The 12,875-nt window shown below is 70.2% G+C and carries 15 protein-coding genes; all 15 read right to left on the reverse strand.

Features of this window, described 5'->3' with window-relative positions; all coding sequences use genetic code 11:
• Positions 1–26 precede the first annotated feature (26 nt).
• Positions 27–509 carry a hypothetical protein gene (locus tag BN159_RS00465; protein ID WP_015654885.1) on the reverse strand — a complete coding sequence of 161 codons (483 nt, stop codon included), beginning with the start codon at positions 507–509 and terminating at the stop codon, positions 27–29.
• Positions 502–3,585: a LamG domain-containing protein gene (locus BN159_RS00470; protein ID WP_015654886.1), complete on the reverse strand. Its 3,084-nt coding sequence runs from the start codon at positions 3,583–3,585 to the stop codon at positions 502–504. The genes BN159_RS00465 and BN159_RS00470 overlap by 8 nt, the downstream gene beginning before the upstream one ends.
• Positions 3,582–4,898, reverse strand: coding sequence for a baseplate J/gp47 family protein (locus BN159_RS00475; protein ID WP_015654887.1), 1,317 nt, complete (start codon positions 4,896–4,898; stop codon positions 3,582–3,584). The genes BN159_RS00470 and BN159_RS00475 overlap by 4 nt, the downstream gene beginning before the upstream one ends.
• A 3-nt stretch (positions 4,899–4,901) precedes the next feature.
• A complete protein-coding gene (locus BN159_RS00480) occupies positions 4,902–5,369 on the reverse strand; it encodes a hypothetical protein (protein WP_015654888.1) in 468 nt (155 codons plus the stop codon).
• Positions 5,366–5,710 carry a hypothetical protein gene (locus BN159_RS00485; protein WP_015654889.1) on the reverse strand — a complete coding sequence of 115 codons (345 nt, stop codon included), beginning with the start codon at positions 5,708–5,710 and terminating at the stop codon, positions 5,366–5,368. Before BN159_RS00485 ends, BN159_RS00480 begins: the two co-directional genes overlap by 4 nt.
• Complete coding sequence (locus BN159_RS00490) at positions 5,710–7,383, reverse strand: hypothetical protein (RefSeq protein ID WP_015654890.1); 1,674 nt, start codon at positions 7,381–7,383, stop codon at positions 5,710–5,712. The genes BN159_RS00485 and BN159_RS00490 overlap by 1 nt, the downstream gene beginning before the upstream one ends.
• On the reverse strand, positions 7,380–7,763 hold the full coding sequence (locus BN159_RS00495; protein ID WP_015654891.1) for a hypothetical protein: 384 nt from the start codon (positions 7,761–7,763) through the stop codon (positions 7,380–7,382). The genes BN159_RS00490 and BN159_RS00495 overlap by 4 nt, the downstream gene beginning before the upstream one ends.
• 25 nt (positions 7,764–7,788) lie before the next feature.
• Complete coding sequence (locus BN159_RS00500; RefSeq protein WP_015654892.1) at positions 7,789–8,292, reverse strand: hypothetical protein; 504 nt, start codon at positions 8,290–8,292, stop codon at positions 7,789–7,791.
• Positions 8,289–8,477, reverse strand: coding sequence for a hypothetical protein (locus tag BN159_RS00505; RefSeq protein WP_015654893.1), 189 nt, complete (start codon positions 8,475–8,477; stop codon positions 8,289–8,291). Before BN159_RS00505 ends, BN159_RS00500 begins: the two co-directional genes overlap by 4 nt.
• A 2-nt stretch (positions 8,478–8,479) precedes the next feature.
• Positions 8,480–8,872, reverse strand: coding sequence for a hypothetical protein (locus BN159_RS00510; protein ID WP_015654894.1), 393 nt, complete (start codon positions 8,870–8,872; stop codon positions 8,480–8,482).
• Positions 8,873–8,886: 14 nt separating this feature from the next.
• Complete coding sequence (locus BN159_RS00515; RefSeq protein WP_015654895.1) at positions 8,887–10,323, reverse strand: hypothetical protein; 1,437 nt, start codon at positions 10,321–10,323, stop codon at positions 8,887–8,889.
• Positions 10,324–10,353: 30 nt separating this feature from the next.
• A complete protein-coding gene (locus BN159_RS45575) occupies positions 10,354–10,530 on the reverse strand; it encodes a hypothetical protein (RefSeq protein WP_015654896.1) in 177 nt (58 codons plus the stop codon).
• A gap of 28 nt (positions 10,531–10,558) precedes the next feature.
• Positions 10,559–11,377: a hypothetical protein gene (locus BN159_RS00520; RefSeq protein ID WP_015654897.1), complete on the reverse strand. Its 819-nt coding sequence runs from the start codon at positions 11,375–11,377 to the stop codon at positions 10,559–10,561.
• Between the two features lie 125 nt (positions 11,378–11,502).
• Positions 11,503–11,877 carry a hypothetical protein gene (locus BN159_RS00525; protein ID WP_015654898.1) on the reverse strand — a complete coding sequence of 125 codons (375 nt, stop codon included), beginning with the start codon at positions 11,875–11,877 and terminating at the stop codon, positions 11,503–11,505.
• A 99-nt stretch (positions 11,878–11,976) separates the two neighbouring features.
• Entirely contained in the window at positions 11,977–12,639 is a 663-nt protein-coding gene (locus tag BN159_RS00530; RefSeq protein ID WP_015654899.1) for a LuxR C-terminal-related transcriptional regulator, read from the reverse strand.
• Between the last annotated feature and the right edge of the window lie 236 nt (positions 12,640–12,875).

Genomic DNA, 12,875 nt, shown 5'->3' on the forward strand with positions numbered 1-12,875 from the left:
TGTCCTTTCCTCGGGTGGTGGCGGTGTCAGTCCTGCAGTTCGAGCCGCATGACACGGACCGAGACCGTGACGGCGATGGGCCTTTGGTGCCGGAGGCGGAGCATGCGTGCGATCATCGGCGTGCCCCCTCCGGTGTCCGCCGCGAAGGCGATTTCCTCCCAGGTGACCTGTGCATTCAGGAAGTTCGCGCCGGGGCGGACGCTGACGAAGTGGAAGGCGTGGCTGGTCAGCGGCAGCAGATCGCCGAGCTGGACATCGAACACACCGCCGGTGGACGCCGCGGAGTTGAAGGCCGGGATCGTGACCGTCGTGTCGATCAGCGTCCCGGCCGTCGGCCGCTGTTGGAGCGCGCCGTCGACCTGGGTGACCACCTCGGACAGCTTGCCGAGGTCCTCCTCGAGGGCCCGGAACCGCGCGTTGAACCCGTTCGGGCCACCCGCCTGCACCCGATCCCGGTTGTCCACGTAGTCGGTGTGACGGAACGTCGGGGTGAACGAGAGGCTAGCCATTCTCGAGCTCCTTTCGGAGGTGTTCCGGACGCAGCCGCGCTGTGGAGCGGTGCTTGCGGAACTTGGGATACGTGTAGTCGGGGTCGAGCGACGGCTGGTCGGCCAGCTCGACCACGGCCGGGTGGATGTCGCGAGTCAGCACCTCGACGCCGAGCGGGTGCAGGGCATGCACAACGTTCATGATCAGGTCGTATTGGTCGCGGGTGATCGTGGCGCCGGCTGGCACGGCGCTGGTCAGCCGCACCCGCATCGCGTATGGGCCGGTCGCCCCCGCTTCCCGGAACGCCGCCTGCACCCAGACCTGGCCGGCCTGTCGGCCGGTCAGCTGGAGAGCGGCCAGCGCCGGGCTCACCACGTCCGCGCGCCCGGCCGTGGGTGCCAGCGGCCCGGTGGACCAGTGCAGGCGGGTGGCCGCCGAGACCGCCGAAGGGCCGGGCACCACTTGGAGGGTGATGCTCCTGCCCTCCTCGACCAGGTCGGGCCCACGGACCACGATCAGGTCCTCGGCGCGATGCAGCACCTTGACGTCGGCGCCGTCCACGGCGACCCAGCTGAATCCCGCAGCGTGCGCGAGCGCCGCGAGCCGGCCGGCGGTCAAGCTGGAGTGCCGCATGGTCAGGGCCCGCCCCTGTGAGGCGAGCGTCGGCGCGCTGCCGGCTGGCACCGGAACAAAACCGGAGCGCAGGGTGAGCGTGCCGGTGAGGCCGGTCAGCAGCGTGCGCAGCCGGTCGGCCGTGCCGGGCTGGATCCGGCCCGCGTTCGGGGTGGTGAGGGTGATCGAGGGGGCGGTGAACGTTTCGAGGAAGGCCGGGTCGAACCGCTCGGCGGGCGCGCCCGCCACCTCGGGGCCCGCACCCAGGGTGCCGTCGGCGGCGATCGACGAGTCCGCAGCGAGGGTCGTCGGCAGCACGCGCACCGCGGCCGAGGCCGTGGCGGCGAACCCCTCGTGGACCACCTCGATCGTGACCACGGCCAAACCTGGGAACACGCCGTCCACGGTGGCCTGTCCCGCAGTGGCGGCCGGGGTGACCCGCACCCCGCCAGCGGCCACCGACCAGCGCACCTCGGCCGGACCGGGCGGCACCGGCGAGGCGGCCACGGTGATGGTCGCGCCGACGCCGACGGTGATGTCGTCGTCTGGTGTGGTACCCGGCAGGCCGAGGACGATCGGCGAGCCCGGGGCACAGGAGGCGTAGACACCGGTCGCGTCCGGCAGGGTCCGCACCAGCGGAAAGCCCGCCCGATGGGCTAGCGCGGCGAGCTCGGACACGGCAATCGTGCTGTGCCGCAGGACGACGGCGCGGCCGGCCGCGCGGGCGTCCTGGGCGTCGGGGGTCCAGGCGCTCGCGATGCGCAGGCGGCCTGCGGCCGTGGCGGCGGCGATCGTGCGCAGCCGGTCGACCATCCGGGCCAGTGGTGGCTGCATGAGATGCGGGTCGCCGGAGGGCGCGGGCCCGTAGTCGACGTCGCCCACGTCGTGTCGCAGCAGCAGCACCGGGTCGATGGTGAGGTCATCTGCGTCGCCGTACAGCTCCTCCTCCGACGTCACCCCGCGGCGGCCGGTCGCGTCTATGCTCTCGCCCGGGGGGAGCGCCACCGGCACCACCCGGACGACCGTGTGGCCGCGGTCGGCCGGGGAGTCGGTGTCGTCGACGACGAGAGGGTTCGCGACGTCACCGATCGTGCCGACGGCGTCGTTGAGTACGGTCGTGAGTGCGGCAGGAGTGGGCAGCGTCCAGCGCCGGAAGAGGCCCAGCCGGCGGCGGTAGTGCTCGTCGTCCTCGCCGAGCACGGGGGCGAAGGTCCGGCGGGCCACCCGGCTGATCCGCACCTCGTCGATCGTGGCGCGCAGCGCCGTGCCCGCCCCAGGGCCGATCACGACCGGATGCGCGGCGGTGAGGGGGCCGAGCGCACCGGCGGGCCGCAGATCGGCCCGCTCACCGTCCACCCAGAGCGCGACCGAGCCCTCGGCCCTGTCGACGACGAGGGCGACGTGCGTGAACCGGTCCGTCCGCAGCGATCGGCCGCTGTGCAGCACGTGTTCGAGTGTGCCGTCGGAGACGGTGGCGCGCACGGTTCGGGGCAGCCCGCGGCCGAACGCGCCCAGCTCGAGCGACCAGCCGGCGCCCGTCGCGCCGCGCCGGGCCAGGATCCGGGCGTCAGGGCCGTCCGCATCCGGTTTGACGAAGCACTCGGCGGTCAGCCCGGAGTTCGTGGGAACGCCGAAGGCGGTGTCCGAGGCGACCGTCACGGCGCCGGGACCGGTGAACGCGGCGGCGGTGCCGTACCGCCCGAGGGCGCCCAGCGTGACGCTGCCCGAGAGCGTCCCGTGGTGTGCGGAGTGGCCGGGGAAGCGGCCCGTGAAGTCTTCCACGGCGATCGGTGCGCCGGGTTTGTCGTCCAAGTGGTAGAGCGCGACGGTGTCCTCGTCCACCGAGTAGGCCAGCGGCGGGAAGCGCGGGACGGCCAGATCGGCGCCGATCAGGTCAAGACTCACGCCGAGCGCGGTGGCGAGCTGCCGCTGGGTGGCTGTGCGGGCGATCTGGCGGCGCAGCAGGTCCCGCTCGGCGCCGAGCACCCAGATCAGGCGGGCGGTGTGGCCGAGCAGGGCGGTGACCGCCCACTGGTCCGCCACCACGCCGGGCGCGGCGGCGAAGCCCGGCCCGACGCGGTGGGTCACGGTCAGCCGAGTGAGCCGCGCGGCGTCGGTGGCGCCGGACGGCAGGAGCAGCGGCAGCGACTCGCCGGCCAGAGTGCCGGCCGGGAGAATCACCTCCGCGGTGGCCGCGCCGCCCAGGGCAGGGTCCGCCACCCGTACGGTCACCTGGGTGTCGCGGTCGAGATCCCGCAGGGTCCGCACTACGTACGACGGGATGGGCGTGGCGCCGAAGCGAGCAACGTGATCGCGGAAGTCGTAGCGGCTCACGTCGGCCGACCCCGGTGCGCCCGCGGCCGGTGTCAGCGCCAGGTGCAGTACGTCGCCGCCGGCCGCGAAGGGCGCGGTCAGGCGGCGGGACATCCGTCCTGCGGCCCCGCGGGCGACCGAGGCGAGATCGAGTTCGGCAGGCAGCGTCACGGCGTCACCAACTCCAGGTCGTGCAGGTCGGTGTCGGGACGGAAGACCGGCAGCTCGGTCGGGCCCATCACCAGGTTCTGCCCCACTGCGGCCTGCACCGTGGTGGTCTGGAAAGCCACCTCGCCGAAGGTGATCCGGCCGAACGCTGCCGGATGGCGGCGCAGGTGCAGGCGCTGGACGTCGAGCACGCCGTCGACCTCGACCACGGTCCGGACCACCTGGCTGTACAGCACGTCGCCGCCGAGCCGCAGGTCACCGAGGGCGCCGGCGAGCCGGGAGCGGATCTCCCGGTCCAGCGCCGCCTCATCGGAGCCGCGCTCGACCACCACGAGGGCCCGCACGCCGACGTCGATGTGGTCGGCCTCGATGATGTTCGGATGCACCCCGGGCGGCCGGATCCGCTCCAGCACCTCTTGCACCCGTTCGAAGACGCCGCGCACCGCACCGGTGGTCCGCCACGGCCAGCGGAACTCGTGCGCCACCACCACGTCGAAGGTGTACGGCTCACCGATCCGCCGCTCGGCGCTGAACAGCCGCTCGCCGAAGGCGAACTCGTTGAAGACGCTCTGCGACACGTCCACGCCCCCGAAGGGGTCGGAGAGCAGCACGTCGACGACGCCATCGACGTCGAGCACGGCCTGCCGGGCTGCTTCGGCGGTCCAGAGCGTGCGGACGATGCCGAGCTGCCGGCCGCGGTAGGTGTCGTCGTCCTCGCGGTCGTCGCCGCCGGCGAGGTCGGTCTCGTTGGTCACGGTCACGTCGGCGGGACCGAAATCGGCCAGGTAGATCGCGCGGTACTGGGGATCGATCACGGTGATCGTGCCCTGTGGCACGTTGCCGTCGGAGCCGCGGGCGAGGGCCTGCACCGCCACGTCCTGTGCCGGTGTGCCGGCGGTGAGCTCGACCGTGGCCGTGGTCGCGAAGGACTGCCCGCGGGCCGGGGCCAGCAGAATGGTGCCCTCCGGCACGACGTAGGCCCGGCCGGGCAGCCCCCCGGTGAGCGTCAGCGTGACGGTCCCGGTGGCGAACAGCTCGCGGCGGGGCAGACCGGCGTCGCTGCCGAGCAGGTCGAGGCTGTCTCCGGTCGCGGTGGACACGTACCCGCTGTAGTAGAAGTCCTCCAACCGTTTCCACAGCTCGGCGTCCTCCAGGGCCGCGGCCTCAATCAGCTTGGCCAGCGGGCTGGTGGCGCTGAGGTCGGCTGTCAGCCCGAGGGTGGCCCACATCTGCCGGGCCCGCTTCCTGGTGTCGGCCAGGATGGCGTCGACGCCTTTGAGGACGAAGCCGTCCCTGGTCACCCCGTACTCGCTCATCGCTCAGAACTCCACATCGACCAGGACCGACGTCGTGACGTTCTGGATCGTCTCCACCGTCACGAGCACCTGCCACAGCCTCGTGCGGTGGCCGGACGGACGCCCACCGGCCGCCACGACCTGGGCCAGGAACTGCGGGTCGTCGTCGAACAGCACCTCGGTGACCTCGCGGACGCGTGGATCGGAGCCGAGCGTTCGCACCACTTCGAGCCGGATCAGCTCCTTGACCGTGCGACGGTTGTTGCCGCCGGTGAACGCGCCCCGTACGTCCAGGCCGTAACCGGCGTTGACCGGATCGGTGCCGAACGGGGTGAGCAGCCGCAGGGTGAGCGCCTGCTCGAGGTTCGCCAGGCCGTGCACCAGTTGCGGCTCGCCGTCCGGGGGGTCCGCGGTGAGCACGAGGTCGCCGTCCTGGAGCCGGAAGCCGGAGCCGTACAGGATTTCCCCGGAAGGCGGGGCGGGGCTGGTCATGACGCCTCCAGAACTTTCTGGCCGGCGCTGCGGACCTGCCACAGCACCGGCTGCGGTGGCACCGCGTCGGTGAGCCCCAGCGCCGTCTCCAGCATCACCGGCTGACCGGATACGGTCAGCGTGCTGCTCCGCCCGGCGATGATCGACGTCACCTTGAGGCAGGGCTTCTGCCCGGCGGCGGTGTTGGTGTTCGTGCAGCCGGATACGGTCGCTGCGAGGAGGTCCGCCTGCACCAGCACGGGCGACCCCCCAGCGGTCAGCGCCGAGGTGGATGCCTGAACCATCAGCTGTCCTTGGTGGGCGCAGACGAGCTGGGCGGCGGTGGTCAGCACGGCTGGCATCAGGACACCGCCACCTTCGCGCCGTCGAGTTTGAGCGACACCTTCCCGTTGGTGAGGGTCAGCGTCTTCTGGTTGGTGGTGATGGTGACCTTGCCCTGGGACGAGATCTCGATCTTGGTGCCTGAGTGGTGCTCGATGGTCACCGTGTCGTCGGCCGGCGTCTTTGGTCGCTTCCCGACGTCCGGCAGCTTCGGGCCACCAACCAGCACGTGCAGCGCGCGCACCTGGACGACCCGGCGGCCGGTGGCGTCGATCAGGTCGTTGGCGCCCTTGCCGGTGGGCAGGCCGTCCTTGTCGAGCTCGGTGGGCAGGGCGAGCCAGTAGTCGCCAGGTTCGTTGCCGGGTGGTTCGTGCCCCGACTGCCGCGACCAGAGCCAGCCGGCGACCACGGCGTCGTCGACCGCGCCCCGGTTGTGCGCGAGCAGGGCGCGCATCCCCGGATAGACCGGGGTCACCAGGCCGACCTTGTGGAAAGCGAAGGGTGCCGCGAGAGGCTTGCTGTGCAGCTTCACGTCGTCGTCGACCGGACTGGCGACGCTCGGCGCGGACACGCCGGGCTGCGGGCGCTGGCCGTAGTTGAGGTCCGTGACGTGCTTACTGTCCTTGCCCGAGCGGTACGCGGTCACCTCGCCCACGTCGATCGCCGGGTGGTCGGATCGGCCGCGGTCGACCACATCCTGGACTCGGTCCACCACGCCGCGCACGCCGCCGATGACCCGGGCCCGCTTGCCCGGTGCGACCGCGGTGAGCGTCAGCTTGCAGATGTAGCCGGTGGCCATGCCGTACGTGTGGGTGACCTGGCCGATCCGCAACGGGCCGGCCGGCACGTCGTCAAGGCCGGTAACCGTGACGGTCTGTCCGGCCCGCAGCTCCGGGTGCCCGAGAACGGTGACATTGAGGCCGGTGCGCACGGCGGCCGTCGCGCTCTTCGCCGACGCGTCCGGGCTCTCGGTCTGGGTGTCTGCCCGGGCGACCAGGTTCCGGTCCGGGTCGACCTGGATGGGCGCAAGCTCCCGCCCGACCGCGTTGCCGAGCAGGACCGAGCCGTCCCGCACGATGATCGGCACGTCGGCGTCGGCGGCGAGCTGCTGCAGCGCGGTGAGGGTGTTGCCGGAGCAGACGCTGATGTCGCCGACCGACCCGGGGATCGTCGAGCCGGGCGCCAGGTCGACTCCTTCCGGCAGCAGGTCGCGGACCAGCTTGAGCCGGGGCAACGCGGCCGGTCGGTCCAACCGGGCCTCCTTGTCACGCAGCAGGTAACCGGCCTCCTCTTGGCCCTCGATGACCGTCTCGGTCACCCCATCGATGCCGATCTTGGTGGTCACCCCCTTGGCTCGCCCGGTCATCACCGGCCGCGAGCCGAGCCGGGTGCCCAGGTCGTCGAAATAGCCGAGCCGGATCGTCACCTTGAGCCCATCCGACGAGTAGCCCGACCGGAGCTGCCGGATGGCATCGGCGGGCAGGCCGTAGAGGGTGACGCAGAACGTGTCGGCGGTCGCGCCCTCGCCCATCTCGACGGTCACCTTCGCGTCGAGGACGATCCCGCCGGCGTACACGTCGTTGCTCACCGTGAGCGGCAGGCCGAACCCGGCGAAGGAGGCGATCGACTGGGTCAGGCTGCCACCACCGGAGGCCTGCTCGATGTGAACGCGATGCCACAGCACCAGGCTCATGCCAGTGCCACCCCCGCCACCACTTCGGAGCCCCACCGGCCGAAGCCGTTCAGGTTGCCCAGTGCGATCCGGATCGTGCGGAACACCAGCGCGAGCTCGCCCGCGCGGTACACCATGTCGGGGATCACCTTGCGACGCAGCAGCGTGACGCCCCCGGCGGTCCCCTCCCGGACCACGGTCACCACCAGGAAGGCGCCGTCACCGGGCAGGTTCACCAGGGAGTTGAGGCCGGCCGGGGCGTGTACGTCCGGGAGGGCCTCCTCGGCGATCGTGACCTGGAAGCCGAAAACGTAGCTGCGGCCTTCGAACGAAAGCCGGAACGACTGCGGGAAACCCTCGTCGGGGTTCACCGGCAACCGCAGGAATGATGGTTCGCTCATCCGGACTCCAGATGGATACGAGTAACTAGAGCGGGGGGCCGGGGCTGCGCGGGGCCGGGCTCGGCGGCGGCGTGGCCCGGGAGGCCGCCGTGCCCGCCGCGAGCGCCATGTCCGCCGCCTCGCCGACGAGCGCCGAGAGGTTGGAGCGGGGCACGTGCTGCAGGCTCAGCGAGACGTCCAGCGCCTCCCGCTTCGACGTGCTCTGTGTGATCCGCAGGTCGGTGATCTGCATGTCCAGGCTGATCGTCAGGCCGGAGACCACTGGAATGCCGGCGACCGCCATCAGCGGCGCAGCGGCCGCGGCCAGCGCCCGGCTGGTCAGCGCCATCGCCTCCAGGGCCTTCTTGACGAGCAGCCGGTCCGGCCCGATCAGGACGGCCTCGATCGCGATCGTCTTCACGGTCGGCTGGGTCGCCTGCGACCAGCGGCTTCCCATGATCCGCTCGATCCGGTAGCCCTGGCTGATCGTCATGCTCTGCACGTGGAACAGCGGGACGGCGCCGACCAGCACCGGCGGGTTGCCGGTCACTGCCGGCTCGCCAGCTCACGGTCGAGCTGGGCGAAGACCTCGGACACCACCCGCTGCACCAGCGCTTCGTCCGCGTCACCGACGACCTCGACCTCGACCGGGAAGTAGTAGTGCACCGCCGCTCCCTCGCCGGCCGGGGACGGCGGCCCGGCAGCCGGAAGGGACGTGTCGCCGGGGCCGGCCACGGTCAGTCCTCCACACCGACGGTCAGCGCCATGCAGGTGAAGTTCGCCTGCGGCACTCCGTCGATGACCACGTTGCTGGGCGACGCCGAGGTGACCACACACCGGGCGAACTTCATGGCCTTGAACGCCCAGTCGGTGCCGCGTTTCTCGGCCACCGTGATGGCGAACTCGGCGCCGTTGACCGCCAGCTCAGTGAGATCGGCCACGGTCGACGCGATCGCCGGCACCGTCATCGTGAAGGTGAAGGTGAACGGCTGCCGGACATAGCCGGTGTTGTCCTGCTCCAGGCTGTGCACCACGGTGTGCGGCACGTTGAAGGTGGGTGTGAAGTTCGTGATCGGGGTGATTGTCCGATCGCCGAGTTTTACCTCGAGGCGCGTGTTCCAGTCGGCCATGGTCGCGGGTCCTCCTACACGAACTTGAGCGTGAGTGACAGGCGATGGATCGCCCCGGCGTAGTCGACGGAGACCAGGACCTCGATCACGCGCTGGGCCTGTGCATCGTTGATCAGGCGGAGCTCGGCCTCGGTCAATGTGTTCGGGTCCTTGTCGAGCAGCACCTTGAGCGGCGTGGTGATCTCGAAGTCCTCGATCACCTCGCTCTGCATCAGGGGCTGGAGCACCGCCTCCATCTGGGCCTCCAGCGCGCGCAGCCCGGAGCGGCTCATGCGCAGGTTCCCGATCGTCTTGATGAGCTGCGCCTTCAGACGGAACGAGACGTCGTCGATGGTGCGTACGATGTCGATGTATTTCTTGCCGCCGGGATTGCCGGTGTAGCCCTCGCCCAGATAGGTCCCCTGCCCGGGAATCAGCTCCGGGTTGACCAGCCAATTCACGCCGTTTCCGGCCGGTCCGCTGGCGAAGGTCTCGGTGCCGTTGATGGCCGCGATCTCCGAGGGCGTGAACTCCTTGCTGGTGATGTTGACCGGTTTGAGCAGCATCGAGATATGCGGCTCGTAACCGGCGATCACCCCGGCCACGGCCGCCGCCGCGTCCTGGTCGCTCTTGTGGGCGATGTAGACCATCCGCTCGTTGGCCAGCGCCCCGGTGACGACGCCGGTCGCCGTGGCTCCCTTGGCCAACATGGCCACGCCCATCCGCTCCTTGCCGTCCCCACCGGTGTTGGAGACGCTGCTGACGTGGTTGGCCAGCTGCACGATCGCACCACCCGTCGCCGCGCCGGTGGTGGCGTCCAGAGCGGTGTTCGCGAGCACGATGAGTTGCGCGTCTAGCGGCGCGACCGCGTTGAGGGCCGACGCCCAGTCCGGTCCGGCGGCCGTCCGCACGCCGTGGACCAGCGTCGGCCCCGGCGACTGCGCGAAGGCGAGCGCGATGGCCTCGCCCAGGTCCCCCGGGGCGCGGCGGCGGGCCTCGACCGGATCGGTGAAGGCAATCGGCGTGTTCGCTCGGGCGATGGGCGGCTCGTCACCCAGCCGCGCGTCCGCCGTCGTATCGGTGAACACCGTGGTGGAGTTGTCCTCGATCGTCGCCAGCAGCCGACCGGAGCCTGCAGCCCCGTTGACGACCGTGCGGTAGAGCCGGCGCGCCACAGTGTTCGTGCCGGCCCCGCCGGTCGGGATGGCGGTAAGCTTGACGACCTGGTTGCCGGCCGTGGTATCGACCGTGGCCTCGGCGCCGACCTCGGACTCTCCCTGGTCGGTCACCATGGTCACTGCGTAGCGATATTTGCCGATCCCCAGCCCTGTGCCGGTGGCCGCCGCGGCGGTTGGCGCGGCCGGCGCTGTGACGGGCAGAACCTGACCCACCACGGCGATGTTGCCGAAGGCGCGCACCGCTGGCGCGAACAGGTCAACAACCGGATTCACCCGGATATAGCGGACAGTCATAGGCGGTCTTCCCCACCTTCGTCGGTTGGCTCAGTGGAATTTGGCCTGGAGCTTTTGTCGCAGCCGGGTCTGTTCTTCACGGCTCAGCGGCGGAAGCGGGCTCAGCGTTGCTCGGCCCTCGGTGTCCGGTGGATCGGTGACGGCGTCCTGCGGGCCGGTGGCCGCCTCGGGCGGCTCTTCGTCCGGCTTTCGTCGCCGTGGGGGCATGATGTCCTCCGTCCCAGCATGGGGAGCGCTAAACGAAAAGGGCCAGTACTCCTTCGGAGGCGAAGAAGGACTCCAGGGCGGCCTGAGTCAACGGTTGCCCGGGCACGGCCGAGACGGGAAAGAGCACTACCGGGGCGTACGGTGTCCGTACTTCCGTTCCGTCCGACCGCGGCTGAGGGACGATCGCGCGCTCGATCGCTGTCTGGGCCAGTTTGGCGTCCCGTAGTGCGGCTGCCACGTCCACCGTCTCGCGGATGAGAATCGCCAGTTTGAGATCGTAGCGATGAAGGTTCGCCGGGTCGTTCGGGTCAAAGGGGCCTGGGAAACGCAACCGGACTTCGGTGATCAGGTATTGAAACGCCTCGCGGAGTTCCTCGACTGTGGTGATGTCGTGCTTGGCCATGAAGGCGTCAAGGTCGATGAAGCGGAAATGGCTGCGAAAGTCGTCCAGGGTCGCGAATCCAGTGATCTCACGCGAGAGAATCGACTGTACGTCGCCCACATCGATGTCCAGCAGCAAGGTCAGGCCGAGTTCGGCGGCCAGATCGACCCAGACCGGGGCCGTCGGATCGTGCCGTTCGAGGGCGAGATCGGTGCGGGTGAAGGGGGGCCCGTTCTGAAACCAGGTGCCAGCGGTGCGGCGCGGGGGGAAGACGGGGCGCTGGAACTCGGTCTGATGCACCTGTACGTCCGACACGCCGTGGATGGTGGCGAACTCCATGGTGTAGGCCGCACTCAGCAGGGCGCGCACACGGCCGTGTTCGGTGTCGCCGGGCGGATCGACCAGACTGGTGAGCTGCGCGGGATCACTGAGCCGTAGCATCTGCTGGTCGACAAATTCGCTCATGAAAGCGCCCTTCGGGGATCGTCGGGCTGACGGCTGCCATATACGCGGCATGTATGTGCCAGTGCGCGGCCGGAGACGCATCTTCCCGGGGACCATGCGCAGCACCGGCGTGGCGCCTCGGCTCCTCATCGCCGCCTCGCCCGTAGCGCGAGGTGCACGGCCTCCCGCAGGCTCGTCGGCGAGACCTCCCGAAGGGGACGGGCCGACGGCCGCAGTTCACACATCCATGCGAGCCGACCGTCCGTGGAGAGGCCGAGGACGGTGAGACCGGGATGCCCGAGCAGCAGGTCGCACGGCACGATCCGGTCCTCGGCGACCGAGGCGGCGTCGACACCGACGATGACCATGTCGGGCGCCTCCCGCCCGATCGCGGCATCGAGGCAGTTGTCGTCGGCGGTCCGCAGTGTCTCGATACTGACCCACGGGTCGTCGATGAATGCCTCGCGGACCATGTCGGCGAGCAGTTCCGGGAGCCGGGCCAGAGCTACGGTAACGGGCACCCGGCCACCCTCCACGATGGCTGGCCGGCCGAAAAGGACCTTAGGATCCAGGACTTCCGCCGGTGAGGTACCGGACCGGTTCCTCTCCGGGACGGGGTGTCACAGGCCGGAACTCCTCCTGAGTCGACGGAACTCGGCCACGGCCTCGCCGCGCCGACGGGCGCCAACCTTCTCCAGGATGTGGTGCACATGGTTCTTGACCGTACGGACCTCGATGCCAAGGCGATCGGCGATCTCCTGGTTCGAAAGGCCCAGTTCCAGCAGCCCGAGAACCTGGTCCTCCCGGACGGTGAGGGCTGGCATCCTCGGAGCCGGGCGTGCCTCGGAAGCCAGGGTGGCCACCCGGCGCAGCAACAGGGCCGTCATCCGTGGCGTGCATAGGGTCTCGCCGACGACAACCGCGCGCATGAGGCGCAGCAGATGCTCCATCGACTCGGAGCGCAGCAGGTATCCGTGTACTCCGGCCTCGGCGCAGGAGATGACCTCGGCGTCCGATTCCGGGACGCCGACGACGATGGTGCGCGGCGTAGGTGTCACCGACCGTACGGCGCCGAGCAGGTCGCCGCCGGTGAGTAGCCCGAGACTGACCAGGATGAGGTCAAGCGTCTCCGTCTTGACGGCGGTGAGCGCGGCGGGGACGTCCTGCGCGGTCAGTACCTTCGCGATGCCGGGTTGCCGCGCGAGTATGCCCGCGAGTCCCTCGCGGTAGAGGCAGACATCGTCGACCACAAGCACTTTCAGCTCCGCCGAGGCGAACGCCATCCGACAGCACCTCCCCCGACGACACCTGTCCGAATTCCTACTTAGTGCCCCTAATTGGAAAGCTATCGGTGTCCACAGGTACGCGGCCCGAGAAAGCGAATTTCACCCGACCAAGGGCGCAGTTTTCGGCCGCGAGTGGCGGCGTATTCGGCCAATTGAGGGCAACCGGGCCAAGGTGAGGAGCTGACGGCTGGTGACGATGGGGCGTGAAGGAGCTCCGGGCTTGGAGTGGCGAA

Origin of the sequence: Streptomyces davaonensis JCM 4913 (genome assembly GCF_000349325.1) — a bacterium.
GTDB classification, from domain to species: Bacteria; Actinomycetota; Actinomycetes; order Streptomycetales; family Streptomycetaceae; genus Streptomyces; species Streptomyces davaonensis.

Excerpts from the sequence above, each read along its gene's own strand:
- BN159_RS00465 (WP_015654885.1), bottom strand. The coding sequence starts at position 509 with ATGGCTAGCCTCTCGTTCACCCCGACGTTCCGTCACACCGACTACGTG.
- BN159_RS00475 (WP_015654887.1), bottom strand. The coding sequence starts at position 4,898 with ATGAGCGAGTACGGGGTGACCAGGGACGGCTTCGTCCTCAAAGGCGTC.
- BN159_RS00480 (WP_015654888.1), bottom strand. The coding sequence starts at position 5,369 with ATGACCAGCCCCGCCCCGCCTTCCGGGGAAATCCTGTACGGCTCCGGC.
- BN159_RS00485 (WP_015654889.1), bottom strand. The coding sequence starts at position 5,710 with ATGCCAGCCGTGCTGACCACCGCCGCCCAGCTCGTCTGCGCCCACCAA.
- BN159_RS00490 (WP_015654890.1), bottom strand. The coding sequence starts at position 7,383 with ATGAGCCTGGTGCTGTGGCATCGCGTTCACATCGAGCAGGCCTCCGGT.
- BN159_RS00495 (WP_015654891.1), bottom strand. The coding sequence starts at position 7,763 with ATGAGCGAACCATCATTCCTGCGGTTGCCGGTGAACCCCGACGAGGGT.
- BN159_RS00510 (WP_015654894.1), bottom strand. The coding sequence starts at position 8,872 with ATGGCCGACTGGAACACGCGCCTCGAGGTAAAACTCGGCGATCGGACA.
- BN159_RS00515 (WP_015654895.1), bottom strand. The coding sequence starts at position 10,323 with ATGACTGTCCGCTATATCCGGGTGAATCCGGTTGTTGACCTGTTCGCG.
- BN159_RS45575 (WP_015654896.1), bottom strand. The coding sequence starts at position 10,530 with ATGCCCCCACGGCGACGAAAGCCGGACGAAGAGCCGCCCGAGGCGGCC.
- BN159_RS00520 (WP_015654897.1), bottom strand. The coding sequence starts at position 11,377 with ATGAGCGAATTTGTCGACCAGCAGATGCTACGGCTCAGTGATCCCGCG.
- BN159_RS00530 (WP_015654899.1), bottom strand. The coding sequence starts at position 12,639 with ATGGCGTTCGCCTCGGCGGAGCTGAAAGTGCTTGTGGTCGACGATGTC.